The organism is Mesorhizobium montanum (assembly GCF_033977145.1).
Lineage (GTDB): Bacteria > Pseudomonadota > Alphaproteobacteria > Rhizobiales > Rhizobiaceae > Mesorhizobium > Mesorhizobium montanum.
In genome coordinates this window covers 1-718 of record NZ_JAVIJF010000072.1, presented here as the reverse complement: position 1 = coordinate 718, position 718 = coordinate 1, and the positions used below count along the sequence as shown (strand labels likewise).

At 65.3% G+C, this 718-nt stretch carries 1 protein-coding gene; it reads left to right on the top strand.

The window, feature by feature from the left end:
• A partial coding sequence (locus tag RFM68_RS33515; protein ID WP_320237204.1) for an IS630 family transposase occupies positions 1-718 on the top strand: 718 nt, incomplete at both ends.

The window sequence follows — 718 nt, the reverse complement described above, 5'->3', positions numbered from 1 at the left end:
TGCTGGTGGCCACCGCCTGCTCCAGCCCGCCACCGGGCCGCAGCCGCTGGACGTTGGAACTGCTGGCCGACGCGTTCGTCAAGCTGACCGAGCATGAGCAGCTGTCGCGCGAGACGGTGCGTCGGCGCCTGGCCGAGAATGATCTCAAGCCGTGGCGCAAGGACATGTGGTGCATTCCCAAGGTCGACGCCGAATATGTCGCGCGCATGGAGGATGTGCTCGATCTCTATGCCGAGGACCCCGATCCGAAACGGCCGGTCGTGTGCTTCGACGAAAGCCCAACCCAGCTCATCGGCGAAGTGCGCCAGCCGATCCCGGCCGCGCCGGGCAAGCTGGAGCGCTACGACTGCGAATACAAGCGCAACGGCACCGCCAACCTGTTCGTCTTTCTCGACGCGCACCGCTCCTGGCGCAAGGTGAAGGTCACCGAGCGGCGCGCGGCCGACGACTTTGCTTCCTGCATGCGCGATCTCGTCGATAGCCATTACCCAGAGGCCGAGCGCATCCGCGTGGTGCTCGACAATCTGTCGACCCACTCGCCCGCCGCGCTCTACCAAGCCTTGCCGGCATCAGAGGCGCGGCGCATCCTCAAAAGGCTGGAGTTCCACTACACCCCCAAGCACGCCAGCTGGCTCAACATGGTCGAGATCGAAATCGGCGTCCTGCGCAGCCAATGCCTCGACCGCCGCATCGAAAGCCACCAGCGCCTCATCGTCGA